Annotated in this window: 22 protein-coding genes; 9 read left to right on the forward strand and 13 right to left on the reverse strand. The window is 69.2% G+C overall.

Annotated features, from left to right (window positions below; genetic code table 11):
* Positions 1-119 precede the first annotated feature (119 nt).
* On the forward strand, positions 120-1,319 hold the full coding sequence (locus E3O62_RS12790) for an acetyl-CoA C-acetyltransferase (protein ID WP_134398752.1): 1,200 nt from the start codon (positions 120-122) through the stop codon (positions 1,317-1,319).
* A 139-nt stretch (positions 1,320-1,458) separates the two neighbouring features.
* Here the strand turns inward: E3O62_RS12790 and E3O62_RS12795 are convergent, their stop codons facing one another.
* Positions 1,459-2,838: an RIP metalloprotease gene (locus tag E3O62_RS12795; protein ID WP_198413795.1), complete on the reverse strand. Its 1,380-nt coding sequence runs from the start codon at positions 2,836-2,838 to the stop codon at positions 1,459-1,461.
* A 162-nt stretch (positions 2,839-3,000) separates the two neighbouring features.
* Here E3O62_RS12795 and E3O62_RS12800 point away from each other — a divergent pair, with 162 nt between their 5' ends.
* The 3 genes from E3O62_RS12800 to E3O62_RS12810 are packed head-to-tail and all read left to right on the forward strand — an operon-like array spanning position 3,001 to position 5,652.
* Positions 3,001-4,269 (forward strand): serine/threonine-protein kinase, encoded by a 1,269-nt coding sequence (locus E3O62_RS12800; RefSeq protein ID WP_370448931.1) that lies wholly within the window; start codon positions 3,001-3,003, stop codon positions 4,267-4,269.
* Complete coding sequence (locus E3O62_RS12805; protein WP_134396389.1) at positions 4,266-4,697, forward strand: hypothetical protein; 432 nt, start codon at positions 4,266-4,268, stop codon at positions 4,695-4,697. Before E3O62_RS12800 ends, E3O62_RS12805 begins: the two co-directional genes overlap by 4 nt.
* A gap of 25 nt (positions 4,698-4,722) precedes the next feature.
* Entirely contained in the window at positions 4,723-5,652 is a 930-nt protein-coding gene (locus tag E3O62_RS12810) for an NAD(P)H-binding protein (RefSeq protein WP_134398754.1), read from the forward strand.
* Positions 5,653-5,670: 18 nt separating this feature from the next.
* Here the strand turns inward: E3O62_RS12810 and dxr are convergent, their stop codons facing one another.
* Positions 5,671-6,753: a 1-deoxy-D-xylulose-5-phosphate reductoisomerase gene (gene dxr, locus E3O62_RS12815; protein ID WP_134398755.1), complete on the reverse strand. Its 1,083-nt coding sequence runs from the start codon at positions 6,751-6,753 to the stop codon at positions 5,671-5,673.
* Between the two features lie 65 nt (positions 6,754-6,818).
* Between dxr and E3O62_RS12820 the strand changes: the two genes are divergently transcribed.
* Both E3O62_RS12820 and E3O62_RS12825 read left to right on the forward strand, forming a co-directional pair.
* Entirely contained in the window at positions 6,819-7,613 is a 795-nt protein-coding gene (locus E3O62_RS12820; protein WP_134396395.1) for a 1-acyl-sn-glycerol-3-phosphate acyltransferase, read from the forward strand.
* A gap of 76 nt (positions 7,614-7,689) precedes the next feature.
* A complete protein-coding gene (locus tag E3O62_RS12825) occupies positions 7,690-9,027 on the forward strand; it encodes an aminotransferase class III-fold pyridoxal phosphate-dependent enzyme (RefSeq protein WP_134396397.1) in 1,338 nt (445 codons plus the stop codon).
* Between the two features lie 111 nt (positions 9,028-9,138).
* Here the strand turns inward: E3O62_RS12825 and E3O62_RS12830 are convergent, their stop codons facing one another.
* The gene (locus tag E3O62_RS12830) at positions 9,139-9,624 is read right to left on the reverse strand and encodes an OsmC family protein (protein ID WP_134396490.1); all 486 of its coding nucleotides are present in this window, start codon (positions 9,622-9,624) and stop codon (positions 9,139-9,141) included.
* Between the two features lie 136 nt (positions 9,625-9,760).
* On the opposite strand from E3O62_RS12830, the gene gabT reads away from it, so the two are divergent.
* Positions 9,761-11,143, forward strand: a complete 1,383-nt coding sequence (gene gabT, locus E3O62_RS12835) for a 4-aminobutyrate--2-oxoglutarate transaminase (protein ID WP_134398756.1) — start codon at positions 9,761-9,763, stop codon at positions 11,141-11,143.
* Between the two features lie 16 nt (positions 11,144-11,159).
* Positions 11,160-12,182: an asparaginase gene (locus E3O62_RS12840; RefSeq protein WP_241973481.1), complete on the forward strand. Its 1,023-nt coding sequence runs from the start codon at positions 11,160-11,162 to the stop codon at positions 12,180-12,182.
* Positions 12,183-12,197: 15 nt separating this feature from the next.
* On the opposite strand, the gene E3O62_RS12845 is transcribed toward E3O62_RS12840, so the two are convergent.
* From E3O62_RS12845 to E3O62_RS12860, 4 genes are read right to left on the reverse strand one after another with little or no spacing between them, the layout of a single operon-like run.
* Positions 12,198-13,004: an ABC transporter permease gene (locus tag E3O62_RS12845; RefSeq protein ID WP_174720144.1), complete on the reverse strand. Its 807-nt coding sequence runs from the start codon at positions 13,002-13,004 to the stop codon at positions 12,198-12,200.
* Positions 13,001-13,915, reverse strand: coding sequence for an ABC transporter permease (locus E3O62_RS12850; RefSeq protein ID WP_134396403.1), 915 nt, complete (start codon positions 13,913-13,915; stop codon positions 13,001-13,003). The genes E3O62_RS12845 and E3O62_RS12850 overlap by 4 nt, the downstream gene beginning before the upstream one ends.
* Before the next feature lies 1 nt (position 13,916).
* A complete protein-coding gene (locus E3O62_RS12855) occupies positions 13,917-15,116 on the reverse strand; it encodes an ABC transporter ATP-binding protein (protein ID WP_134396405.1) in 1,200 nt (399 codons plus the stop codon).
* Positions 15,117-15,118: 2 nt separating this feature from the next.
* On the reverse strand, positions 15,119-16,330 hold the full coding sequence (locus E3O62_RS12860) for a spermidine/putrescine ABC transporter substrate-binding protein (RefSeq protein WP_134396407.1): 1,212 nt from the start codon (positions 16,328-16,330) through the stop codon (positions 15,119-15,121).
* Between the two features lie 345 nt (positions 16,331-16,675).
* On the opposite strand from E3O62_RS12860, the gene ald reads away from it, so the two are divergent.
* Entirely contained in the window at positions 16,676-17,791 is a 1,116-nt protein-coding gene (gene ald, locus E3O62_RS12865; protein WP_134398758.1) for an alanine dehydrogenase, read from the forward strand.
* 95 nt (positions 17,792-17,886) lie between these two features.
* Here ald and E3O62_RS12870 read toward each other — a convergent pair whose 3' ends face one another.
* From E3O62_RS12870 to E3O62_RS12895, 6 genes are all read right to left on the reverse strand, one after another.
* Positions 17,887-20,919, reverse strand: a complete 3,033-nt coding sequence (locus E3O62_RS12870; protein ID WP_134398759.1) for an FtsK/SpoIIIE domain-containing protein — start codon at positions 20,917-20,919, stop codon at positions 17,887-17,889.
* A 122-nt stretch (positions 20,920-21,041) separates the two neighbouring features.
* Positions 21,042-21,227, reverse strand: coding sequence for a hypothetical protein (locus E3O62_RS12875; RefSeq protein ID WP_134398760.1), 186 nt, complete (start codon positions 21,225-21,227; stop codon positions 21,042-21,044).
* A gap of 98 nt (positions 21,228-21,325) precedes the next feature.
* The gene (locus tag E3O62_RS12880; RefSeq protein ID WP_241973482.1) at positions 21,326-22,030 is read right to left on the reverse strand and encodes an FHA domain-containing protein; all 705 of its coding nucleotides are present in this window, start codon (positions 22,028-22,030) and stop codon (positions 21,326-21,328) included.
* On the reverse strand, positions 22,027-24,423 hold the full coding sequence (locus E3O62_RS12885) for a transglutaminase domain-containing protein (RefSeq protein ID WP_241973483.1): 2,397 nt from the start codon (positions 24,421-24,423) through the stop codon (positions 22,027-22,029). Before E3O62_RS12885 ends, E3O62_RS12880 begins: the two co-directional genes overlap by 4 nt.
* Positions 24,420-25,793 carry a DUF58 domain-containing protein gene (locus E3O62_RS12890; protein WP_241973484.1) on the reverse strand — a complete coding sequence of 458 codons (1,374 nt, stop codon included), beginning with the start codon at positions 25,791-25,793 and terminating at the stop codon, positions 24,420-24,422. The genes E3O62_RS12885 and E3O62_RS12890 overlap by 4 nt, the downstream gene beginning before the upstream one ends.
* Positions 25,790-26,761, reverse strand: a complete 972-nt coding sequence (locus E3O62_RS12895; RefSeq protein ID WP_134398761.1) for a MoxR family ATPase — start codon at positions 26,759-26,761, stop codon at positions 25,790-25,792. Before E3O62_RS12895 ends, E3O62_RS12890 begins: the two co-directional genes overlap by 4 nt.
* Positions 26,762-26,773: the final 12 nt, after the last annotated feature.

Consider the following 26,773-nt stretch of genomic DNA (forward strand, 5'->3'; position numbering starts at 1 on the left):
CCGGGCGAAATCTGAACGGATGCCGGATGACTCCCGACGGTCGGGGCCACCGCCGGAACGCATCGCCACACCTACCCGATCGGCCCTCGGCCCGATCGGTCTTCTGAAGGAGATCCGCTATGAACCACAGTGCCGTGAACAGCAGCGACGTCGTCATCCTCGCGGGCTCGCGCACACCGCAGGGGCGGGTGAACGGGCAGCTCGCCGGCCTCACCGCCGTGCAGCTGGGGACCGCTGCCATCACTGGTGCGCTCGCCCGCGCCGGCGTGACACCCGACCAGGTGCAGTTCGTGCTGATGGGCCAGGTCCTGCAGGCCGGCTCCGGCCAGAACCCGGCCCGGCAGAGCGCGATCGGCGCCGGCATCCCGTGGAACGTTCCGGCGATGACTCTGAACAAGGTGTGCCTCTCGGGGTTGGCCGCCGTGATCGACGCGGCCCGGATCATCCGTCTCGGTGAAGCGGATGTCGTCGTGGCCGGCGGCCAGGAATCGATGTCGAACGCCCCGCACCTGCTGCCCGGCTCGCGCACGGGCTGGGCCTACGGCAGCGTCACCATGCTTGACCACGCCGCCAGCGACGGGCTGACGGATGCTTTCGACGGCCTCTCGATGGGCCTCTCCACCGAGCATGTCAACGGGCGGCTCGGCCTGCTTCGGGCGGACCAGGATGCCATCGCGGCCGCCTCGCACCAGCGCGCCGCCGCCGCCGTCGCGAACGGCGTCTTCGACGACGAGATCACCCCGATCAGCGTTCCGCAGCGGAAGGGCGAGCCGCTTCTGGTCACCACGGACGAGGGTGTGCGCGGCGACAGCACCACGCAGACGCTGGGCCGGCTGCGCCCGGCCTTCAGCGAGGACGGCACCGTCACGGCCGGCAACTCGTCGCCGCTGAGCGACGGTGCCAGCGCCCTCGTGCTGTGCAGCCGCCGCTTCGCCGACGACAATGAGCTCAGCTGGCTGGCGGTGGTGGAGTCCTCCGGCCAGGTCGCCGGACCCGACAACTCGCTGCACTCACAGCCGGCGAACGCGATCCACCGCGCGTTGGAGCGCCAGGGCTGGGCGGCCGACGAGCTCGACCTGGTCGAGATCAACGAGGCCTTCGCCGCGGTGTCGCTCGAATCGACCCGGGAGCTCGGCCTCTCCCCCGAGCAGGTCAACATCCACGGCGGCGCGATCGCCCTCGGGCATCCGATCGGGGCCTCGGGCGGCCGCCTCGCGCTGCATGCGGCGCTCGAGCTGGCCCGGCGGGGCACCGGCAAGGCCGCCGTCGCCCTCTGCGGCGGCGGCGGCCAGGGTGAGGCGCTGCTGCTCTCGCGCTAACGCCCGTACCGGACGCCGCTCGCAGACGCCGAGAGTCGCCGTTTCTGCCCAGTTGACCTGGCGGAACGGCGACTCTCGGCATTTTCGGTGAATCTCGCCGGGCAGAGCCGCTGAGAGCTGCGCCGGGACGCGCCGCGGGTCAGCCGAAGATGTTGATCGGTTTGACGATGTCGGCGTAGATCAGCAGCAGGCTCATGGCACCGAGCACCACCACGACGGCGAAGGTGAGCGGCATCAGTTTCGCCGTGTCGACGGGGCCCGGGTCGGGGCGTCTGAACAGCTTGGCGAGCTGACGCCGCAACCCTTCCCAGAGCGCGCCGGCGACGTGTCCGCCGTCGAGCGGCATCAGCGGCACCAGGTTGAACACGAACAGGGCCACGTTGAGTGAGGCCAGGAGCCCCAGCATGCTCGCGATTTTGCTGTTCACCGGGATGGCGTCGATGCTGGCGATCTCGCCGGCGACGCGGCCGACCCCGACCACACTGATCGGGCCGTTGGGGTCGCGCTCCCCCGGTCCGAAGGCCGCGTTGGCGATATCGATCATGCGCTGCGGCAGGTTCGCGATCATGTGCACGACCGCGCCGATGTTCTCGCCCACCGCGGGCAGCACTGCGGTCGCCGGCTGCGGCACGAGCTCGCCAGCCGGGCCGATTCCGACGAAGCCGATCTCCTGGGTCCTCGGCTCGCCGGCGGCATCCTCTTCGATCTCGCCGTCGGCATCGCTCACGTAGCGTTCGGTGAGTTTCGGGGTGATGGTCAGGGTCTGCTGGGTGCCGTTGCGCTCGACGACGGTGGCAAGCGGGATGCCCGGCGACTCGCGAATGATCTCGGTGGACTGGTCCCAGCTGTCGATCGGGGTGCCGTTCATGCTGACCAGGCGGTCGCCCGGCTGTAGGCCGGCCGCGGCGCCGGGCGCCTTCTCGTCGGTCGGTTCGCAGGTCTGCCGGACGCTCGTGGCCGGCAGCACGCACTCGGACACGCTGCCGACGGTCGTGCTGACCTGAGCCGTTCCGAAGCCCATCAGGAGCACGGCGAAGAGCACGACCGCGATGAGGAGATTCATCGTGGGCCCGCCGAGCATGATGATGACACGCTTGAAGACGGGCAGGCGGTAGAACGCGCGGTGCTCCTCGCCCTCACCGACGGTGTCGGCGCTGGACTGGCGGGCGTCGTCGACCATGGTGGCCATGGCGCTGGGCTTCTTTTCCGGTTCGCCCTCCTGTACCAGCTGGTTGAAGAAGCCAGTGCTGGATGCCTGCACTCGGCCGCCCTTTTGGGCCGGCGGGAACATGCCGATCATGGCGATGTAGCCACCGAGCGGGATGGCCTTCACGCCGTACTCGGTCTCGCCCTTGCGACGGGACCATAAAGTGGGGCCGAAACCGATCATGTACTGGGTGACCTTGACGCCGAAAAGCTTGGCGGGAAGCAGGTGGCCGATCTCGTGCAGGCCGATGGACAGGGCAAGGCCGACCACGACGATCAGAACGCCCAGAATATACAGCAGCACGGTTTCCACAGTCGTAGATTACCCACTCCACCCTGCGAGGGCGCTGGCCGTTCGTCCTGCAAGGTGTGGTTTGCTTGACTTCACGGATCCACGAGGAGGTCCCCTCTGTCCAAGCCACACACCGTCGGTCCCATCGGCATCAGCCTGGCCGACCGTTTTCGTATCGACGCTCTGCTCGGAACGGGCGGGATGGCATCCGTCTACCGGGCCACCGACCTCTTTCTGGGGCGTACTGTCGCCGTGAAGCTGTTCCGTCTCGACACGGCCGACGACGCCGGGCCCGAGCGCCAGAGCGGCGAGGTCACGGTGCTCGCGAGCCTCAACCACTTCGGCCTGGTCACCCTGTTCGACGCCGGCACGGCCGTAATCGACGGCGTCTCGCGCACCTACATCGTGATGGAGCTCGTGGACGGCACGGACCTGCGCAGCAAGATCGCCGATGGGCCCCTGCACCCCGACGAGGTGGCAGCCATGGGCGCCGACCTCGCGGAGGCGCTGCACTACGTGCACGCGCAGGGCATCATCCATCGCGACATCAAGCCCGCGAACGTGCTGCTCGCACCGTCGGGATTCCCCGGCCGCGCCATGCATGCCAAACTCGCCGACTTCGGCATTGCCCGTCTCTTCGACGCGACCCGCCTCACGGCGACCGGGTCTCTGCTCGGCACGGCCGGCTACCTCAGCCCCGAACAGGCACTCGGCAGCACCATCGGCCCGCCCAGCGACGTGTACTCGCTCGGACTTGTGTTGCTTGAATGCCTCACCGGCGAGCGCGCCTTCACCGGAACGGCGATCGAATCGGCAATGGCCAGGCTGCAGCGGCAGCCGCACATTCCGGCCGATCTCGGCCAGAGCTGGGCCACCGTTCTGGGCGGCATGACCATCCGCGAGCCGGCCGACCGGCTCAGCGCGGGCGACGCAGCCGTGCAGCTGCGACGCCTGGTCAGCGGGGGAAATACCGACGCTGGAACCGCAGTCACCGTGGCAATGGGGGCTCCGGGGGCCACCGAGCTATTGGAGCCCACCGCCGTCCTGGGCGCCAACGAGCTGTTGGAACCCACCGCCGTCCTGGGCGCCACCGAAACCCTCCAGCCCACCGCGGTTCTCAGGTCCGCGACCCTCGATCCGACTGCGGTTCTGGCCGCCACGAGAGTCATCGCCGCCCCGAAACCCGTCGCGGATGCCCCCACCGAGTTTCTGACGCCGGCCGGCGCTCCGGCCCGCTCACCGGGCAGCGCCCGTGCCACCACCACCGCTCCCGCATGGCGCCGTCCCCGAGTGCTCGCCGCGCTGGGAGTGCTGGCCGCACTCATCGTGCTCGCCGTGGTGGTCTTCACCCCCCGGGGGGCCGAACCGGCCACGCCCGCCGCCACCTACCCGGCCGTTGACGGTTCCCTCGGCACCAATCTGAAGCGACTCCAGGAAAGCGTGACGCCATGATGCCTCGAGACCGCCTGACCCTCGCGCTGGCCGCGGTCACGCTCGTCGCGTCCACCCTGACCGGGTGCGGGAGCACGCCTCCCGACCTGCAGCAGAGCACCGCCACCCAGTTGCAGGCCGGTGTGCAGGACGTGACAGCGGCCGCCGCGGCCGGCGACTTCGACGCCGCCCAGGTTTCGCTCGAAGCCGTTCAGGCCGACCTGCTCACCGCGGCCGCGGCGGACGAGGTAAGCGCCGCCCGTGCTGCCGACATCCAGTCAGCCCTCAACCTGGTGTTCGCGGACCTGACCGCTGCGATCGAGGCGAGCGAGCCGGAGCCGACCGTGGCCCCGGTTCCAGCCCCGAGCCCGACGTCCGTTGACAACGGCAACGACAAGGACGACGGTAGATGCAAGAAGAAAGACGACGGCTGCGACGACGAGGACTAGCGTCGGCCTCACCTCAGGAGGATTCATGCCCCAGCAGCTGGTTGTCGGCGCAGGCATGGTCGGACGACCGCTCGCCGAGCGTCTGGTGGGTCGAGGCGACCAGGTGACCGTCGGAACCCGCTCCGGCGCGGCGGCACCCGGGGCAGAATCGCTCGTGCTGAACGCGAGCGACGCCCAGACCTTCACCCGGGCGGCGACCGGCATGTCGACGATCTTTCTGTGCATAAACCCGCGGTACACCGACTGGCCCACCCAGTGGCCGCGGGTCATCGACGCGGCGCTGACGGCGGCATCCGTCACCGGCGCCCGCCTGGTGATGATGGGCAATCTTTACCCGTACGGGTCTCCGACCGGGCCGATGACCGAGCATTCGCCGGAAACGACCACCGAGACGAAGGGGCTCGTGCGCAAGGAGCTCTGGCACCGGGCGAAGGACGCGCACGACCGCGGCGAGATTCGGGCCGTCGAGGTGCGGGCGAGCGATTATTTCGGGCCGGGCGTCGTCGGCACTGCGCACCTCGACGACCGGTTCTTCAGAGCCATCCTGGAATCGAAGACCGCCCGGGTCGTGGGCCGGCCCGGGCGCGTACACAGCTGGAGCTTCCTGCCCGACATCGTGACAACCCTCGTGGCCGCCGCCGACTACCGGGGCGACTGGGGCCGGCTCTGGCATGTGCCGAGCACGGCCATCACCCGTGACGACATCGCCGCCCAGCTCAACCGCCGCTACGGCACGCACGGCACGGTGGCGGGCTACCCGCAGTGGCTGCTCAAATCGCTCGGCGCGCTGAACCCGATGATGCACGAGATCTGGGCCTCGAGCTATCAGCTCAGGGTGCCGTACATCATCGATTCCGCCGAAACCGAGCGCGAGCTCGGCGTCGGCAAGACCCCGTGGCCGGATGCCCTCGCCGCAACCGCGGACAGTTACCTCAACTCAGGCGACACGGCCTGAACCGCACGGCCGGCTTTCTCAGCGGGCGAGGAGCTTGTCCGCCGCGGCGCGCGCCCACGCCTCGGCGCCGGCGAGCGACTCGCGTGTGAGCGGGCCGTCCTGCTCGTGCCGTTCGACGACACGCTGGATGGTGTCGACGATGTCGAGGAACCCGATGGTGCCGGCGTGGAAAGCCGCAACGGCCTGCTCGTTCGCCGCGTTGAACACCGCGGGGTAGGTGCCGCCGGCACGCCCGACCTGCTTGGCCAGGTCGACGGCCGGGAAGGCAATCGTGTCGAGGGGCTCGAAGGTCCAGTTCTGCGGGATGGTCCAGTCGATCGGCGTGCCGACCGCCGCGACGCGGTTCGGCCAGTCCAGCCCGAGCGAGATCGGCAGACGCATATCCGGCGGGGACGCCTGGGCGATCGTCGATCCGTCGATGAATTCCACCATGGAGTGCACGACGGACTGCGGGTGCACGACCACATCGATGCGCTCGTAGTCCACGTCGAAGAGCAGATGCGCTTCGATCACCTCGAGGCCCTTGTTGACGAGGGTGGACGAGTTGGTCGTGACGACGAGCCCCATCTGCCAGGTCGGGTGCGCGAGCGCCTCGGCCGGCGTGACGTCGGCGAGCTGCCCGCGTCGTCGGCCACGGAACGGGCCCCCGGATGCCGTCAGCACCAGGCGTCGCACCTCGCCGGCCGTTCCCGAGCGGAGCGCCTGCGCGATGGCGGAGTGCTCGGAGTCGACGGGCACGATCTGCCCCGGCGCCGCCAGCGACTTCACCAGGTCGCCGCCGACGATGAGCGATTCCTTGTTTGCCAGGGCCAGCGTGCGACCGGCTCGCAAGGCGGCGAGGGTCGGCCCGAGGCCCACCGAGCCCGTGATGCCGTTGAGCACCACGTCGGCCTGGACGTCGCGCACGAGCTCTTCGGCCTCGTCCGCGCCGAGCGCCGTGTGCTCGACCTCGAACTCGGCGGCCTGCGCCTCGAGCATCGTCCTGTTGTTGCCGGCGGAGAGCCCGACCACCTCGAACCGGGTGGGGTTGGCCTTGATCACATCAAGGGCCTGGGTTCCGATCGAGCCGGTCGAACCGAGAATTACAACTCGTCTGCGCATCCCGCAATTTTAGGTGGCGCCGCCGCCTTTCGTGCCGGGGCGGGCCGTGGCGGTAGGGTCCAAGGATGACCGGTTCCAAAGCAGATTCCCAGGATGCAACTCCCGTCGACCTGTCGGCGGAGGAATCGGAGCCCACGAAGCGCCCCGGATTCGTCTACTTCCTCGGTTACGGCATCATGGCGCCGATCGCCCGGCTGGTCTTCCGCCCCACGATCACCGGCCGGGATAATATCCCGCGCAGCGGCCGTGTCATCCTGGCCAGCAACCACCTGTCGTTCATCGACAGCATCGTGATTCCGCTGGTCGCTCCTCGGCGCGTGCAGTTCCTGGCCAAGTCCACCTACTTCACCGGCACCGGGTTCACGGGTTTCGTCTCGCGCACCTTCTTCACCTCGATCGGAGCGGTCGGGGTCGAACGCGGCGCGGGGCAGGCCGCCCAGGACGCACTCGACGCGGGCCGCAACATCCTCGAATCCGACAGCGCGTTCGCTATCTACCCGGAGGGAACCCGTTCCCTCGACGGCCGCCTGTACAAGGGCCGCACGGGCGTGGCGTGGCTCGCCCTCACCACGGGGGCCGTCGTGGTTCCGGTCGGGCTGATCGGCACACAGGAGATCCAGCCGGTAGGAGCAAAATTCCCGCGGATCCGCAAGGTCACGGTCGCTTTCGGCGAGCCCCTCGACCTCCGCCGCCACGGTTCCGCCGAGTCCGGCAAGGCACGGCGCGGCGCGACCGACGAGATCATGGCCGCGATCCACGCCCTGTCCCGTCAGGAATTGGCCGGCCGGTACAACGAGTCGCCGCCCTCGGGCACCCTGCAAAAGATCGCCGACCGGGTCTTCCCGCGCGAACGCGTCTAGCCGCTTTCGGGCCGGCCGAGCCGAGCATCCGCCGCCCGGAAACACCGCGGAAACGGGCGCGACCTAAGCTGGGGTCATGTCTGACACGTATTCGGTACCCCAGCAGCGCAAGCTCGTCACCGCCCTTCCCGGCCCCAAGTCGGTCGAATTGCAGGAACGCCGCCTGCGCGCGGTTTCCCGCGGTGCGGGCACGCTGGCGAACATCTATATGGATCACGGAGCGGGAGCGATCCTCGTCGACGTCGACGGCAACCAGATCATCGACCTCGGCTGCGGCATCGGCGTGACCACCATCGGTCACGCGAACGACGAGGTGGCCGCGGCCGCCGCGGCGCAGGCCGCCAAGCTCACCCACACCCTGTTCACCGTCACCCCGTACGAGAACTACGTGGCCGTCGCGGAGAAGCTCGCCGAGATCACCCCTGGAGACTTCGAGAAGCGCTCCATCCTGGTGAACACCGGCGCGGAAGCCGTCGAGAACGCCGTGAAGATCGCCCGCAAGTTCACCGGCCGGCGCGCCATCGTCGCGCTCGACCACGCGTTCCACGGCCGCACCAACCTGACCATGGCGATGACCTACCGCCCCTGGCCCGAGCGCGCCGGAATGGGACCGTTCCCCGGCGAGATCTACAGCGTGCCGACCAGCTACCCCTACCGTGACGGCCTGACCGGCGAAGAAGCCGCCGAGAAGACCATCGACTACATCAACACCCACATCGGCGCCACCGAGATCGCGGCCTTCTTCATCGAGCCGATCCAGGGCGACGGCGGCATCGTCATCCCCGCCCCCGGATTCTTCAAGCGGCTGAGCGAATTCTGCACCGAGCACGGCATCGTCTTCGTCTCCGACGAGATCCAGGCCGGCATCGCCCGCACCGGTGCCTGGTACGGCATCGAGCACCACAATGTGGTGCCGGACCTCGTCACCACCGCCAAGGGCATCGCCGGCGGATTCCCGCTCGCCGCCGTCACCGGTCGCGCCGACATCATGGACTCTGTACAGCCCGGCGGCATCGGCGGAACCTTCGGCGGCAACCCGGTCTCGACCGCGGCCGCCCTCGCCGTCTTCGACCTGATCGAGCGGGACGACCTCCTCGGCGAGGCGCGGCGCGTCGAGAAGGCCCTCTGGGCGCGCATCGGCGACTGGCCGAAGCGGTTCTCCGTCGTGGGCGACGTGCGCGGCAAGGGTGCGATGTTCGGAGTGGAGCTCGTTCACCCGGGCACGACCACTCCGTACCCCGAGGCTCTCACCGCGATCATCAAGCACGCGACCACCAATGGCGTCATCGTGTTGGATGCCGGCAGCTGGGACTCGGTGCTGCGCATCATGCCGTCGGTTGTCATCTCCGAGGCGCTGATCGACGATGCCGCCTCCGTGATCGAGGAAACCCTCGCCGCCCTGTCCGGCCTGTAGTACCGATAGAACCCCGGGTAGGTGGCGGCGAGCGTGCGGCGGAAGCCGTCTGATCGCCGCCGCCGCCGAGAGCACGGCCATCGACCGCACGGTGCGGTGACCGGGTCGGCGTCACACCTCAGTGTCGGCGAGCGCCACCGTCTGCGGCTGGTGCACGACGGGGAAGTTCACGGATGCGCCGATGAAGCAGAGACCGGCGGCCTCCGCGTGCAGAGACTGCGCGAGTTCGACCTGGCCGGGGTCGGCAACCGTGACGCGCGGTCGCAGGGTGACCTCGGTGAAGTGGCCGCCACCATCCGTCGTTTGAGTCATCGACCCGGTCGCGTCGTCGGTGTAGTCGACGACCTGCACGCCGTGCTTCACGGCGACGTGCAGATAGCTCATCAGGTGGCACTCGCTGAGGGCGGCCAGCAGCAGTTCCTCCGGGTTCCAACGGTCGGCGTCCCCGTGGAAGGTCGGATCGGCCGATGCGCTGATCGGCTCCTTGCCGGGCGCGGTGATCAGGTGATCCCGGCCGTAGTCCCGGTAGCCGCTCGTTCCGGTCCCTCGGTTGCCTGTCCAGGCGATGTTCACGGCGTAGTGGTGGTGTGCACCGATCACGGCGCCTCCTTCGATTTGCGCGGCTCTGCGGGCCGATTCGCGGCCGACAACGGGCCGTATCGCGGCCAGGGAACCGATTGTTGCAGCAATTCGCCGCGCCTCCCGTCGCATCGATCGGTAAACTGGTCAGATCATGACTGACACGCTGACGCCTTCGACCTCCCCGTCCACCCCCGCCGCACCGGTTTACACCGTGCCGCAGGAACGCAAGATCGTGACCGCGATCCCGGGTCCGCGATCGAAGGAACTCCAGCAGCGCAGGCTCGCCGTCGTCTCCGGCGGCGTCGCATCCGCTTTGCCCGTCTACATCGCCAAGGCGAACGGCGCCATCCTCGTCGACGTCGACGGCAACCAGTTCATCGACCTGGGCGCCGGCATCGGCGTGACCACGATCGGCCACACCGAGACCAGCGTGGTCGCGGCCGCCGTCGAACAGACCCAGGACTTCATCCACACCCTCTTCACCATCACGCCCTACGAGGAGTATGTGCGTGTCTGCGAGCTTCTCGCCGAGCACACCCCCGGCTCCTGGCCGAAGAAATCGGTGCTGATCAACTCGGGCGCCGAGGCCGTCGAGAACGGTGTCAAGATCGCCCGCAAGCACACCGGCCGCCGCGCCGTCGCCGTGCTCGACCACGCCTACCACGGTCGCACGGTGCTGACCATGGCCATGAATTACAAGGCCATGCCCTACGCCACCGGCTACGGCCCCCTCGCCAGCGATGTCTACCACGCCCCCAGCTCCTACCCGTATCACGACGGTCTGAGCGGCGCGGATGCCGCGGCGCGCACGATCGCGTACCTCGAGAAGGTCGTCGGACCCACCGACCTGGCTTGCCTGGTCGTCGAGCCCATCCAGGGTGAGGGTGGCTTCATGGTTCCGGCCGAGGGCTACTTCAACGCCCTGCAGACCTGGTGCACCGCGAACGGCGTCGTCATGATCGCCGACGAGATCCAGAGCGGCATGGCCCGCACCGGCAAGTACTACGCCAGCGAGCACTTCGGCTGGACCCCCGACCTCGTGCTCACCGCCAAGGGCATCGCCGGCGGCATGCCGCTGGCCGCCGTCACCGGCCGCGCCGAGATCATGGATTCCTCGCAGCCCGGCGGCCTCGGCGGAACCTTCGGCGGTAACCCGGTCTCCTGCGCCGCGGCCATCGCGGTCTTCGAGTCGATTGAGCGGGGCGACCTGCTCGCCGAGGGTGCGCGTATCGAGAACACCCTGCGCGCCGGCCTCGGTTCTCTCAAGGAGAAGTACGACATCATCGGCGAGATCCGCGGTCGCGGCGCCATGATCGCCATCGAACTCGTGCAGCCGGGCACCGGTGACACGGAGAAGGCGCCGAACGCCGCCGCCGTGTCCTCCATCGCCGCCTACGCCGCCCAGCACGGCGTGTTGCTGCTCACCGCCGGAACCTACGGCAATGTGCTGCGCTTCCTCCCGAGCCTGGCCGTGAGTGATGCCCTTCTGAACGATGCCCTCTCGGTCATCGACGACGCCATCGCCGCGCTTTAGGCGCGAGACACACACCGTGACAACGACATTCGAGGTGCCAATCCACGCCGGGCAGACGTTCTTCGTCCCCGATGCGGTCGAACTGGCCGTGGTCGAGCGCAGCGGCTTCATCGAATCGAGGCACGCCGGTAGCGCGGTCGTGCTCACCAGCGAGGGCGCGGTCCTGCGCGCCCTCGGCGATGTGACCACCCCGATCTTCCCGCGGTCGTCGATGAAGCCCTTCCAGGCCATCGCCGTAATGGCCAGCGGGGTCACCCTGCGCGGGGAGGACGCCGCCATCGCGACCGCCAGCCACACCGGAACGCAGCGCCACGCCGACCTCGTGCGCGGGCTCCTCGCCCGCGCCGGCATCCCCGAGACGGCGCTCGCCTGCCCGGCGGCCTGGCCGGACGACTCCCCCACCCGCGACGCCCTGGTGCGACTGGGTGCCGCCAAGGCCCCGATCTACATGAACTGCTCGGGCAAGCACGCCGCGATGCTCGTGGCCTGCCAGCAGAACGGCTGGGCGCTTTCTGGATACTTGGAGCCGGCGCATCCGTTGCAAAAGCGCATTCTCGACGTGGTGGAGCGCTTCACCGGCGAGCGGCCGTCGGCGTCGGGCATCGACGGATGCGGCGCGCCGGTTCACGCGCTGTCTCTCACCGCTCTGGCACGCGGCATCGCCCGCATCGCCACATCCAAGTCAAATTCGCCCTTCGCGATCTACCGCGAGGCCGGCTTCCTGGGCGAGGCAGTACGGCAGAACGGCTGGGTCATCGCCGGACCCGGCATGCCCGACACGGTCGTGATCGACCGCCTCGGACTGTTCGTGAAGACCGGCGCGGAGGGCATCTGCGTCGCCTCCGCCGCCAACGGCACGACGGTCGCCCTCAAGATTCTCGACGGCAGCCTGCGGGCAACCGCCATCGTGGCTTTGCGTCTTCTCGCGGATTCCGGTGCCATCGCACACAGCGACGTCGAGGCCTTGCTGCCCGAGCTGAACCTGGCGGTGCTGGGCGGCGGGCTCCCGGTCGGGGAGATCCGCGCCAGCTACGTGTAGGGCGCGGGCCGGGAATCAGCCCTGCTTTGCCAGCCGTTTCTCCTTGGCCGCCCGGGATACCTGCGCGGTGACCACGATCACCAGGGCGAAGATGAACACCGCCGACGCGATCACGTTCGCCTCGGCCGGGATTCCCCGGGCGGCGGACACGTAGATGTACTTGGGGAACGTGGTGACGGCGCCGGAGTTGAAGTTGGTGATGATGAAGTCGTCGAAGCTCAGCGCGAAGGAGAGCAGCGCGGCCGCCAGGATGCCGGGCAGCAGGAGCGGGAAGGTGATCCGCGCGAACACCTGGGTTGCCGAGCCGTAGAGGTCCCGGCCGGCCTCCTCGAGCGCGGGGTCGAGGCTCGCGACTCGCGCCTTGACCGTCACCACCACGAAGCTGATGCAGAACATGGTGTGCGCCAGGATGATCGTGGACATGTCCTTCGGCACGCCGAGCGACAGGAACTGCGCGGCCAGGCCGGCGCCGAGCACGACTTCCGGAGTGGCCATAGGCAGGAACAGGAGCAGGCTCGTCTGCGACCGGTACCGGAACCGGTACCGCACGAGGGCGATCGCGATCATGGTGCCGAGCGTGGTCGCGGCCACCGTGGCCACCACGCCGATCAGGATGCTGTTGCCGAACGCCTCGCAGACGGCGCCGTTCTGCACTTGGCACACGTTGAGCCACTTGTCGAAGGTGAACCCGCGCCAGGTGATGTTGGACTTGAGCGAGTCGTTGAACGAGAACACGAACGTGTAGACGATCGGCACCATCAGGAAGATCAGCGCCAACACCGTGTAGAGCGGCAGCAACCACTTGCCCAGGGAGATTTTCACAGCAGCTCCTCCGTGCCCGACCGTTTGACGTAGACGCTCACGATCACCAGGATCACCGACATCAGGATGATCGACAGCGCGGCCGCCGCCGGATAATTCTGCAGCACCAGGAAGTTGGCCTCGATCACGTTACCGATCATCTGGGTGTCCGGCCCGCCGAGGAAGTCCCGGCTCGCGTTGATGTAGTCGCCGGCCGCCGGGATGAAGGTCAGCAGGGTTCCGGCCACGATGCCGGGCATCGACAACGGGATCGTGATCTTGCGGAACACGTCGAACGGATGCGCGTAGAGGTCGCTGCCGGCCTCGAGGTAGCGCAGGTCGAGCCGTTCGAGCGTCGTGTAGAGCGGCAGGGTCATGAACGGGATGAAGTTGTAGGTGAGCCCGAAGATGACGGCGAAAGCAGTGCCCGTGAAATGGGCATCCGGTGCCAGCAACGACAGAGCCTTGAGTGAGGTGATCACGAACGACTCGTCGGACAGGAGCTGCTTCCAGGCCAGGGTGCGCAGCAGGAAGCTGATGAAGAACGGGGCGATCACCAGCACCAGCATGAGGCTCTGCAGCAACGGCCAGGGCCGCGCCTTCACGCCGATGAAGTACGCCAGCGGGTAGCTGAACACCAGGGCGAGCAGCGTGGCGATCAGCGCGTAGCCGAAGGAGCGCATGATGTGCGGCCAGTAGGCCGTGATCACGTCGACGTAGTTCTCCCAGCGGAAGGCGTAGGAGTACTGGCCGACGTCGCCGAATTCCGAGGGGGCCTGGAACGACGTCAGCAGCAGCGAGACGAGGGGGGCCAGAAAGAACAGCACCAGGTAGAGGATGCCCGGCAACAGCAGGAGCAGCGCGACCGGGCTCTTCCGGCGCGGCGCCGGTTCGGGCGCGGTGGTGCTGGTGGAGAATGCCGCGAACGCCACCCTAGGCTCCCTCAAGCTCCGTGAGCAGGGAGGAGCGTTTCTGGGTCGCGATGCTCCGGGTGGTGTCGTCCGCCTCGAAACGGGGTTCCGCCGAGGCGTCGTCTTCAAGCCCGAAGCCGTGTTCGATGTTCCAGTCCAGCCAGACCTCGGACCCCTCATGGGCGACGGGGCCGAATGCCATGTTCTGCGCGAAGACGATGAGGGTGCCGACTCCGGCGACCTCGACCAGGTACTGGGTGCTGACCCCGCTGAACGAGACGTCGATCACCCGGCCGGGACCCATCAGGTTACGAGCGACGTCGGCGACGGGTTCGGTCACGTGCAGGGTCAGCTTCTCCGGGCGGACGCCGATGGTGACCTCGCCGGTGTGCCGGTGCGCGCGCGCCGCCGGAACCACGACTTTCTGGCCGGCCACGGCCACGGAGATGGCCTCGCTCGTGCTACCGACCACGGGGCCGGTGAACAGGTTCGACTGGCCGAGGAAGTTGGCGACGAACGCCGTGCGCGGCAGCTCGTAGAGTTCCTCGGGGGCGCCCATCTGTTCGATCCGGCCCTTGTTCATGACCGCGACGGTATCGGCCATGGTCATGGCCTCCTCCTGGTCGTGGGTGACGTGCAGAAACGTGAGGCCGACTTCCTCCTGGATGGTCTTCAGCTCGAGCTGCATCTGGCGCCGCAGCTTCAGGTCGAGCGCGCCGAGGGGCTCGTCGAGCAACAGCAGGGCCGGCCGGTTGACGATCGCGCGGGCGAGGGCCACGCGCTGCTGCTGTCCGCCGGAGAGCTGTTGCGGGCGGCGGGCGGCGAGGTGGTCCAGTTCCACCAGGCGGAGCGCCTCGTGGGCCTTGGCGACCGGGTCGTCGATCCGCCGGCGACGCAGCCCGAAGGCGACGTTCTCCAGCACCGTCATGTGCGGGAAGAGGGCATAACTCTGGAACACCGTGTTGACCGGACGCTGGAAAGATTTCTGGTTCGTCACATCCGTGCCCCCGATCAGGATGCGCCCGGCCGTCGGTTCCTCGAGGCCGGCCACCAAGCGCAGGGTCGTGGTCTTGCCGCAGCCGGACGGGCCGAGCAGCGCGAAGAACGACCCCGCGGGGATCTTCAGGTCGAGGTGCTCGATGGCGGTGAAGCCCGGGAACCTCTTCTGGATGCCCACCAGCTCCAGGTCGGCCCCCGCGCTGGCGAATTCTCCGTTGGCCATCCCTACGAGCCCAGCAGGATGCCCTGGAAGGCGGCGTCGTACTTTTGCTCCTCCGCGCCGGTCAGGGTGCGGAAGACGCGAGCCTTGGCCAGGGTCGTATCGTCCGGGAAGATCAGCTGGTTGTTCGCGAGCTCGGGGTCGATCGCCATCGCGGCTTCCTTGGCGCCGGCAACGGGGGTGATGTAGTTCACGTAGGCGGCGACCTCGGCGGCAACGGCCGGGTCGTAGTAGTAGTCGATGAGTTTCTCGACATTCTTCTTGTGCGTGGAGCCGATCGGCACCAGGAAGTTGTCGTTCCAGAGGGTGCCGCCCTTGTCGGGGACCACAAACTCCCACTTGTCCCCGTTCTCGGCGTTGAGCTGCACGATGTCGCCGGACCAGACGATGGCGGCGAGGGTGTCCTCGTTGATGAGGTCTTCCTTGTACGCATTGCCCTTGATGTTGCGAACCTGGCCGTCGCCGACCTGTTTCTCCAGCACGTCGATCGCGGCGAAGAACTCGTCGTCGCCCCAGTCGCCCGCGATGTCGACACCCATGTCGAGCATGATCAGTCCCATGGTGTCGCGCATCTCGGACAGGACGCCGACCCGGCCCTTGAGGTCGGAGCTCCACAGGTCCTCGACCGACGCGATGCCGTTCGGAAGTTTCTCCTTGTTCCAGCAGATGCCGGCGAACCCGCCCTGCCACGGCACGCTCATTTTGCGGCCGGGGTCGAAGCCGACGTCTTTCAGGGACGGGAGCAGGTTTTTCAGGTTGGGGATGTTGGCCTGGTCGAGTTCCTGGGTGTAGCCGAACCGGATCCAACGGCCGACCATCCAGTCGGTCAGGCAGACGGTGTCGGCGCCGATGTCCTGGCCGAGGGCGAGCTGGTCCTTGACCTTGCCGTAGTACGTGTTGTTGTCGTCGACGGCCTCGGTGTACTCGACCTTGATGCCGGTTTCGGCCGTGAACGCATCCAGTGTGGGGTAATCGCCGGCGTCATCGACGTCGATGTAGAGCGCCCAGTTGTCCCAGCGCACGAGCTTGCTGCTGTCGGACTCGTCGGGGGCGGCGGTGGGCTTCGTGGCCCCTCCGGTCGAGCATGCGGCGAGCGCCAGGGCTGCGGCCCCGCCACCGGCTCCGGCGAGCAGAGCGCGGCGCCCCATCGTGGTCGCCCGGGCCTGACGGACCAGCTGAGCGATCATGGGATCTGCGGGCAACGGCCTGGGCTTCATGGTCGGGTCTCCTTGCACTTCTCAGCGGATGAGCTCTCACAGCTTTCATTGCGAGTTGCTAGATACTTGCACAGCAGCGCCCCCAGCGCACCCAAGAGTGACCAAATCGTTAATTTTTAGTGCGATCACGCACGAAATCAGCACTCTATGGCGACACTCTCATTCGAAATGAGCTGTTCGGCGGCGGTAGGATTTCGCTCAGGACAGAGTGGTCCACCGCCCGGAGGTCCACCGCTGAGGGTTTGAACCACTTCGACGGAGATTTTCACCATAAGGGCCGTTTTTGGCTCCTCAAACGGGCTGTGCATCAACATCTCCGTCGAATTCGTTAGACAAGGGAGCGCCATGAAGGTCGCAGTTCCGGCAGAAATCAAGAACAACGAGTTCCGGGTTGCGATCACCCCGGCCGGCGTACACGACCTCGTGGCGCACGGGCACGACGTGTTGATCGAAACGGGGGCCGGGCTCGGCTCCGGGCTCAGCGACGAGAGCTATGCGGCGGCGGGCGCGACGATCATGCCGGATGCCGCGTCAACCTGGGCAGCCGCCGACCTGCTGCTCAAGGTGAAGGAGCCCGTGGCGAGCGAGTACGGTTATTTTCGCCCCGATCTGCTGCTGTTCACCTACCTGCACCTGGCCGCGGAACCCGCCCTAACCCGTGCGCTGCTGGAGGGCGGTGTCACCTCGATCGCCTACGAGACCGTGCAGCTGCCGACGCGGGCACTGCCGCTGCTCGCGCCGATGAGCGAGGTCGCGGGCCGCCTGGCACCCATCGTCGGCGCCAACGCGATGCTCAAGCCCAACGGCGGACCGGGCCTGCTCGTGCCCGGAGTGCCCGGAACGCATCCGGCTCGGGTCACCGTGCTCGGCGGCGGCGTGGCCGGCACGGCAGCCATGCAGGTCGCCCTCGGGCTCGGCGCCCAGGTGACCGTACTCGACACCAACCTGTTCCGCCTGCGCGAAATCGACGCGCTGTACTACGGGCGGGTGCAGACCATCGCCTCGAACAGCTACGAGATCGACCGGGCGTTGGTGTTGTCCGACCTGGTGATCGGATCGGTCCTGATCCCCGGGGCGCGGGCCCCCAAGCTGGTCAGCAACGAGCTCGTGTCCCGGATGAAGCCGGGTAGCGTGCTCGTGGACATCGCTGTGGATCAGGGCGGATGCTTTGCCGACTCCCACCCGACGACGCACGCCGATCCGACGTTCACCGTGCATCAGTCCCTGTTCTACTGCGTGGCGAACATGCCCGGGGCCGTGCCGAGCACCTCCACCTATGCGCTCACCAACGCCACGCTTCCCTATGTTCGGCTGATCGCGAACCGAGGCTGGAAGGACGCGCTCCGCACGGATGCCGCGCTCGCCCTCGGCCTGTCCACGGTCGGCGGCCTCATCACCAGCGGCCCGGTCGCGAGTGCGCACTCGCTGCCGCTCCGCGGTCTGGTGGACGCGCTGGCCTGATCCACGGCGGGGCCGACACCGCGGAACTGTGCTGCGGGACCGTGCTGCGGGACCGTGCTGCGGGGCTTCGCGGCCGGCGGCTACACGACCGGCGGCTACACGACGGGGGCCCGCAGCGTGGCCCGGTGCACGGCGCCGTCCGGGCGCAATACCCACACCCGACCTTGGTTGGGTGCCAACGGCGGAGGCAGGTCCCGGCGTCGGCTGATGGCCCGGTAGTCGGCCAGGCTGCAGCCGTCGAAGACCAGGTCCGCGTGCGGGCGCAGGGCACCCAGCAGGGACCACTGCGCCTGCCACGCGTCCACGTCGCCGACGAAGGCGGTGCCTGATTGTGACCCGCTCAGCCGGAGCGGCGGGCCTGCCTGCGCGGCCTCCGCCAACTCGTCGTGGGACACCGCGGCGAGGTCGACGACCCGCGCGCCGGGAACCGTTCCCAGCACTGCGGCCGAGCGGGACGGCGAGCCCGACACGACGAGAAGGGTCTGCCCGGGCCGCCCCAGGAGCGCGGCGGCATCCGCGAGTGGCTCGATGTCCCGTTGCGCCGCGACATCCGGGATTGCACCGCTCTGCTCCGGCGCGAGGAGCTGGATGCGATGGTCCTGCCAGCTCCCGCCGCCGGGCGGAAGGCGGTCGTCGAACAGGGCAGCCACTCCTCCGGCCGCGACGTGCTCGGCGACATCGGACAGGCGCAACACCAACCGTCTCTGGCACAGGGCAGGCAGGGACTGCAGCGAGCCGGTGAGCCTTTGCGCGGCGATGACGATCCGCAGGCCGCCCTCCGCGCCGTCGCGGATCAGCCCGGCGAGCAGTTCGAGGGCCGCCGAACGGTGCTCCTGGTCCCAGCGGGCGTGCACGCTATCGAAGTCGTCGAGTAGCAGCAGCCGGGCAGCCGGACTCCCGCCGGCGTCGAGGCACCGGCGCGCCTTGACGAGGCAGTCCCACACCGCCTCGACGTTCGCCCCGAGCAGCACGGCATCGCCAACGGTCGCAAACCCCGCCGCGACCGACGCCAGCGCCGTTGACTTGCCCGAGCGTGGACCGCCGAGCACGAGCAGGCTGCCCTCGGCGATCGGCTCGTAGCGGGCCACCCGGTAACGCTGCAGTTCCGGCTCGTCGAGCAAGCCCAGCAGACCACCGGGCGCGGCACGAGCGTCGGAAGCAGCACGGTCGTGCCCGGCCGCCACCGCGGCGCCGCCGAACGCGCTCTCGTCGACCGCCGTTCCGCCCGCGACGAGGGCGAGGAGGTCCTCGCGGCTCACCGTCTGAGGTAGCAGGTCGAGCCAGGGGCGCCGAGGGTTCGGCGCCTCGGCGTCCGCCGCTGCGAGGGAGCGGATCTCGCGCGGCGAGGTCGTCGCCACCTGGCAGAGCACGGGCCCCGAGGCGTCCGCGGCGATCAGGCAGCGGCCGGCTTGGTCCGCGCCGAGGGCCGCTGCGGCATCCGTGCCCAGCACCGCCACGCTGTCGGCGCGGTTGTTCACCCGCAGCGACACCCGAAGCGTGCAGTTGGCGAGCAGGGCGTCACGCACCACACCGGTGGGCCGCTGGGTGCAGAGGATCAGGTGCACGCCCAGCGACCGGCCCCGCGCGGCTATGTCGACGAACAGAGCGTGCAGGTCGGGGAATGCGGTGAGCATGGTCGCGAATTCGTCAACCACGATCACGAGCCGCGGAAGCACCCCGCCGGCATCCTGCATCCGCAGGTCCACGATGTCACGCGCGCCGGCACGCCCGAGTACGCGTTCGCGATACCGCAGCTCGGCGGCCAGGCTGGTCAGCGCCCGGGCGGCCTGGTGCACGTCCAGGTCGGTGATCAGACCCACGCAGTGGGGAAGGGCGCAGAGCGGGCCGAACGCGGCCCCACCCTTGAAATCAACCAGCAGGAACGTCACTTCGTCGGGGCCGGCCACCGCCGCCATCGCCGCCACCCAGGTCACCAGCAGTTCGCTCTTGCCGCTGCCGGTCGTGCCGCCGACGACTGCGTGCGGCCCTGCCCCGACCAGGTCGAGCGACACCTCCCCCGCTTCTCCCACCCCGATGACGCAGCGGAGGTTCCGCGATTGGGTCTGCCCATGCGGTGCCCGATATCCGGGCTGGAAGCCGGAGAGCTCGCCAAGGGCAACGGATGCGGGGACTCGCCGCGCATTCTGGACCAGTCCAGCCGCCGCGGCCCGGGCTCGTAGCACGCGGGCGACCACGATCGCCTGTTCGACGGTGATCAGCTCGGGCCGGAAGCCACTCCCCCAGGCATGCACGCTGGAGCGCAGCACCTCGGCCCGGCCGGGACCCTGCACCCGCACGATGGTGTCGCAGCCCCACGGCAATTCGGCGAGAGTGCCGGCCAGGGCGATGACCAACCCCGACACCGGGGGTGGCCCCCAGGGTGCCCCGCCCGACGGCGCCCCGCCCGACGGCGCCTGGCCCGACGGCGCCTGGCAGATCACGAGGCGGCGGGCGCAGGACGGCCCGGTGTCGTGCGGGAGGGCGACCGACCATTCCCAACCGCGATCAGGCACGGTGAGTCCGACCTGGTCTGGGGCCAGGGAGCAGGCCAGCTGCACCAACAGGCCGCGGGCCAGCGCCTGCCCGAGCGACAGCGGTCCGACGATGCCGATACCACCGCCGGCATCGGCATCGATCGGTGCCTCGGTGAGTGTGGCCGCCCAGTCGCGCACGTCGCGATGCTCGTCGGGAGCGGCACCACCGTCGAGGCGTAGCCCGCTGGGCACCGCACCGGAGCCCAGGCTCACGTCTGCTCCCGAATCGGTCCAACGGATGGCGGCGTGCGGGGCGGCGACGATGCTGTTGGCCGAGGGCGTGCGCCGCCAGTGCGCGCGAAGCAGCTCCTCGTGGCGCAGGGCCACCTCGGCCCGCAGTGTCGCCAGTGCCCGCTCCTGGTCGAGGGCGTTGGTGCGCCGGACGCGGCGGCCCGTGCGCCGCGCGTCGAGCATGCCGGCCACGGCGATGACCGGGCCGAGTACCGCGAAGATCAGCACGAAGGCCGAGCCCGTGATCAGCCAGATCGCCCCGGCCGCGGCCAGCGGCGCCACGCTCGCGATCAGCGGGAAGCCAGGCGGCGGCAGGTCGGCCGGACGGGTGGGGAGGGTCAGCGGGACATCGGCTCGGATCACCGCGTCAGCCCATCACTCCGGGGGCAGGCGCAACCGCACGCGCCGGCATCCGTACCGGGATGACGGCCGGTAGGGTTGGGGAGGAGCCGGCGCAGTGAGTCCGGATCGATCGGTTGCGTCGCTCACAGCGTCGAACCAATTCGACGGATAATTTCGTCTGAACTGCTTCTGCGGAGTATTTCCGCTGTTTGGGCGAAATCTCCGTCGAATTCGTTGGGGTCAAATTCGTTGGGGTCGAATTCTTTCGGGTCGAATTCTTTCGGGTCGACTGCGTCCGCAGCGGCGGCGGCTCGGTGCGGCACCGGCACCCGGCATAACCGCCTTGGAACACCCCAATCCGCGGACCTTCAGCGCCCACGGTCATTGGGCGCACTGATCTGGCCGGGAAGGGTCAAATGGTGAGGGACTAGTTGAGGATGAAGAACTGGTCCGCGATCTCGACCCGGGAACCACGCGGCACCAGGTAGCGCCGGCCGGGTTCGCAGCGCACCGCCACCGCATCCGGGCGACGGATGATGGTGCCATTGCCCGAGAACCGGTCACTGACCCAGAACTCGCCGTCGTGCTGGCCGAACTCGAGGTGGCTCTTCGACACCGAACGGCCGAGGTCGTTGATCTGCACCAGGATGTCGACGCGTTCGGTCGGCTGGGGCAGCGGCCGGCGTCCGATCAGGCCGGTGCCGAGGGCCGAGATCGTCTCCCCCGTGCTGAACTGGAGCACGAACAGGGACGCGGAAGGGGCGGGGGCGGGTTCCGGAGCCTGGAGCGGCACGGGGGCGGGTTCCGGAGCCTGGACCGGCACGGGGGCGGAAGCCTCCACCGGAACGGCGACGACTGGAATATCAGCCGGGACGTCAACCGGAGCCGAGACAACCGGGAACTCGACCGGGGCGGACACGACCGGCACCACGACCGGCACCGACACGACCGGCACCGACACGACCGGCACCGAGATCACGGAGCGCCGACGGAGCGGCAGGATGACCGTTGTGTCGCTGGGCCGAGGGTCCGGTCGCTTCCGGGTTAGCGGGGTGGCTGTGCTCGAGCTGCCGCATTCGCCGCAGAACATGGCGCCGACGGGAAGCTGCGCACCGCAGATCAGACAGTTCATGGGTGGGCTCCTCCCGGTGCAGGGCCGCTCCCGCGCGGGGCTGTTCGGTGAACGGATGCCCCTCCAGCGTACCGACCCAGCGAACGCAACGACACGAGGGCCCGAAGCCGGTCGGTGCGCCTGCTCCCCGCGTTGAGCGAGCGGCGCAGGTCGGTGACCGCGGTCCACACGTCCTCGGCGGCGGCATTGCCCGGCCGTTCCGGGGAGAACACGGCACGGTCAACGGCGACCGCCAGAGTCAGAGGTTCCGCTCCCGGCACCAGCGCGGCCAGTTCCGTGCGGGTCGCCCCCACCGGAACATCGATGCCGTGGTCCACGGCGGCGTCGGCGAATTCTCGCCAGCCGCCCCGAATCCGGTCGAGCGGTGTGGACCGGGTGCGGCGCAGGTAACGCCTGCGTGCCTTGGCCAGGGCGATCAGCAGGAGGGGTGAGATCAGCACGCCGAGACCGAGGAGTGTCCAGGCGGCGACGGTCGCCGCGGCGAGCAGGAAGACCAGCAGCGGGTTGGGCGGTTCCGGCGGGTCGTTGCTGGTGCTCTCCGGCGGGGCTGGCTCGCGCAGTTCCACCGGGTCGGGGAGGGCCGGGGGCACAACCGACTGTGGCCGGGAAACCACCGACGGGTCATCGGGGGCCCGAGCCGGGATGTCCCGCACGGCCGGATTCGGATCGATCGTGGCCCAGCCCTCGGTGGAGGAAACCTCAATCCACGCCGAGATGTCGGAACCGACGACGGGGACCGCCTCGGCCTCGGCGGCCGCCTGCGGCACGAAGCCGATGACGACCCGGGCCGGGAAGCCGAGCCGGCGCGCCATCAGGGCCGCGGCCACGGCGTACTGCTCGGCGTCGCCGAGCATGGGCTGGTCGGTGAACAGCTCGCTGATGCGGTCGGCGCCGTGCCCGGACCGGCTCGCCGGTTCGTCCGGGAGGATACCGTGGCTGATGTAACCATCCGTTTTCAGGCCGTCGAGCATGGCCTGCAGCTGCACACCGGGCGGGTCGCCGGCTTGCACGTAGCGGGCGAGCGCCTGTTCGACCTCGTCCGGCAGAACGGCGGGCGCAGGCAGCACGGCGCTGCCGGGGCGCAGGTCGGCCAGGCTGTCCGGTGACCGCGGGATGACGCCCACGCTCCGGTAATTATCGCCCCGGACCAGCCCGGTGAGCACCGCGGCCGTGCCGCTGTTGTCGTTGTAGTAGAAGGAGTCGGAGCGCAGGATCCGGGTGGGGCCGGTGAACGTGATGCGTTCGAGCTGGCCGGCGCCGGGCACCCAGACGCCGGTGTAGCCCTCGACGGTCACCATGAGGGTGGCCGGGTCGCCGTCGACCAGGGACTGGTCGAGACGGTCCGGCAACCGGGTGAAGGAGCCGGACGCGCTGCTGACCTGGTCGCTGCCGACCGAGTAGACGATCCCGTCGTAGCTGTCCAGGGTGGCCAGGCGGAGGCGGCCGCCGCTCGGGAGGCCGGTCACCTCGAGGAGCACCGCATCCGCCCGCCCGGCCTGCAGGTAACCGCGGAACTCGCTCAGCGGGCTCGGGTAGGCCCGAGGGTCGAACGGCTGCTGCACCCGAGCGCGCAGCACGTCGCGCGGCACGTCGACCGGCAGCACGACCGCGGCCCCGGTTCCGGCGGCGATCGCCACCGCCACGATCACGGCGGCGCTGACCAGCCCGCGGGCCGCCGCGAGCCGCCGGTCGGACGACGACGCCGTGCTGCGGCGGGATTGCTGCAGGGCGAGCCGCACGCCGGAACGGCGGCGCATCCAGCGAAACCAGAGCAGCCAGAGCAGGAGCACGACGAAGAGGCCGAGACCGGTTCCGATCGGCATGGTCGCGACCGTCGGCCCCAGCACGATGCCGCTGACGAACAGGGTGGCGGGGGCCAGTGTGCCGAGCTCGCCGACCGGGGCGCGGAGGGCGACCGACAGCCCGATCACGGTGCTGAGTAGCACCAGGATGAAGGCTGGCACGAGCAGCGCCTGATAGGAACCGACCGGAAGCACGATGGTGACGAGCTGTTTCCAGCTCAGCGCGGTCGCGGCGAGCAGGTCGAGCAGGCCGTCCGGGGTGGGCAGGATGCCGCGCACCGCCCGACCGGGAACGGCCAGTGGCACCCCGGCGAGAAGGTAGACCCCCACGGTGGAAAGCGCCACCAGCCAGGTGCCCCAGCGGAACAGCGCCCCCAGTATGGCGACGACGGTACCCAGCCCGAAGGTGACGCCGACCAACACGATGAACTCGCGGCTCTGATAAACCGGCCAGAGCGAGGCGCTCGCGATCAGGGTCGCCAGGAGCAGCCCGACGGTGTTGCCGACGATGAAGCGCCAGTCCAGGCGGATGCTGCGGACCGCCATCCCGTCTCGGCGCGCGCCACCCTTCCTCACCCCCCGTGCGCTCATGCCGCCTTCGTTCGGGCGAGACTGTGCTGGAGGTCGTCGAGGTAGCCGATGGTAAGCACACTCAGCTCGGCCACGCGGCGGAGGCTGGGGACGGTTTCCGGGGCGCAGATCACGGCGACCACGTCGACACCGGCCGGGAAACGGCTAGCGGCCGTGCGCACCTGGGTGAGGGTGGTGGCCGACCCGCACACCAGGAAGGCCACCGAGATGCCGGCCACGGTGTCCGCTGCGGCCCTGGCCAGCTCGCCGACCGGCAGGGCGGCCAGGGAGCGCTCCACGCCACTCAGATCGTCGAGCAGCCGGGTGCGGGTGAGGGTGCTCAGCGGACGGAGTCCCGGCATCCGTTGTCGGCTGGAGTCCGGCGGCACCGCACTGGCGACAACGGAGACCGTGCGCGCGTCGCGGATGGCCCGCACCCCCAGGCTGCCGGCGACGCTGACGGCCATCTCGAATTCGTCCTCGCCGGCATAGTCGGACTCCGCCAGGCTGAGAGCGACCATGAGGTGGCTGCGGCGGGATTCCTCGAACTGGCGCACCATATAGCGGCCGGTCTTCGCGGTGCTCTTCCAGTGGATGGTGCGCCGCTCATCGCCAGGCACGTATTCGCGCAGCGCGTGGAACGAGACGTCGCTGTTGGTCAGGTCGCGGGTGGGATTGCCCTCAAGGTCACGGATGAAGCCCGTGCTCATGCTCGGGATCGAGACCGTACGCGGGTGCACGAACAGCGAGACCTGTTCGGCCCAGACGATCTCCCGGCGCAGCAGCCCGATCGGGTCGGCGCGCGCCGTCCGCACCGGCCCGATCGGGATCACGCCGCGTCTGCGGGTCGGCACGATGAAGACGTCCGAGAAGTCCTCGCCGCGGGCGAGGCTCGGCATCGAGAATTCGGCCAGCCCGGAGCCGACCGGCACCTCGACGCCCACGCCCGGCAGCCTCCGGCGGGTCGGGTTCCGCACGCTCACTTGGCCGGGCACCCGCTCCCCCACGACCACCCGATCCACGGTCAGGTGCAGGTGGATCTCGAACGCGTTCCGACCGATCAGGAAACAGGATGCCGCCACCAGGAGCACGAGCCCGGTCCAGCCGACCACGATCAGCTCGGTCCAGCCCAGCGCATAGCCGAACAGGAACGAGACCCCCACGACCGCCAGGACGGCCCAGCCGAGCGGGGTGACCACGGACAAGACGGCACGCAGGGTGCCGGCGACACGAGCGCCGCATTCCCGCCCGAACCGGACTCCCGCCGCGACGAAGTCGGCCAGCCGACCGTCACCGGAGACTTTGACCGGCAGAGCAGCGGGCGGCGCGGGCACGAGCAGCGCAGGCACGGTAGCTGTGCCTGCGCCCGGACCCGGCGCGATCTGCGTCACGCAGCCTGCCTGTCGCTGGGCGGCGGAGTCTCGATCAGTACCCGGGCGATCACACTGGAGGCGGTGACGCCGTCGAATTCGGCTTCGGGGTCGAGCACGAGCCGGTGCGCGAGCACGGCGTCAGCCAGCTCCTTGATGTCGTCGGGCACCACGTAGTGGCGGCCGTTCGCGGCGGCGAGCGTCTTCGCGGTGCGGATCAGCGCGAGCGCCCCGCGCACGCTGACGCCCAGCCGCACCTCGGAGCTCGTGCGGGTGCCGTCGATCAGTCGCGCCACGTAGTCGTTGATGGTGGCGTCGACGTAGACGGTGCGGGCCAGGGCGGCGAGTTCGACGACGGTCGCCGCGGACACCACCGGGGGCACGGTCGCCTCGTGCGCGCGCTGCCCGGCACCTTCGAGGATGCGAATGGTCGAGGCGTGGTCCGGGTAGCCGATGGAGGCCTTCATGATGAATCGGTCCAACTGCGCCTCGGGTAGCCGGTATGTGCCGGCCTGCTCGATCGGGTTCTGGGTGGCGATCACCATGAACGGGGCCGCCACCGGGTGGGTGACGCCGTCGGCGGTGATCTGACCCTCCTCCATCACCTCGAGCAACGCGGCCTGGGTCTTCGGGCTGGCCCGGTTGATCTCGTCCGCCAGCACGATGTTGGCGAAGACCGGCCCGCGGTGGAATTCGAACGCCCCGCTGCGCTGGTCGTAAATGCTCACCCCGGTGATGTCACCCGGCAGCAGGTCGGGGGTGAACTGCACCCGGTTGCTGGTACCGCGCACGCTCTGTGCGATGGCGCGCGCCAGCGAGGTCTTGCCGGTACCGGGCACATCTTCGAGCAGCAGGTGTCCGCCGCTGAGAAGCGCGGTGAACGACATCCGGATGACGTGGTGCTTGCCCAGCAGCACCTGCTCGACCCCGATCACCAGTCGGTCGAAAACGTCGGCGAACTGGGTCGCCTGCTCCGCGGTCATCGTCATGGGGTGATCACT

Origin of the sequence: Cryobacterium sp. TMT2-15-1, from assembly GCF_004402345.1 — a bacterium.
GTDB lineage: Bacteria > Actinomycetota > Actinomycetes > Actinomycetales > Microbacteriaceae > Cryobacterium > Cryobacterium sandaracinum.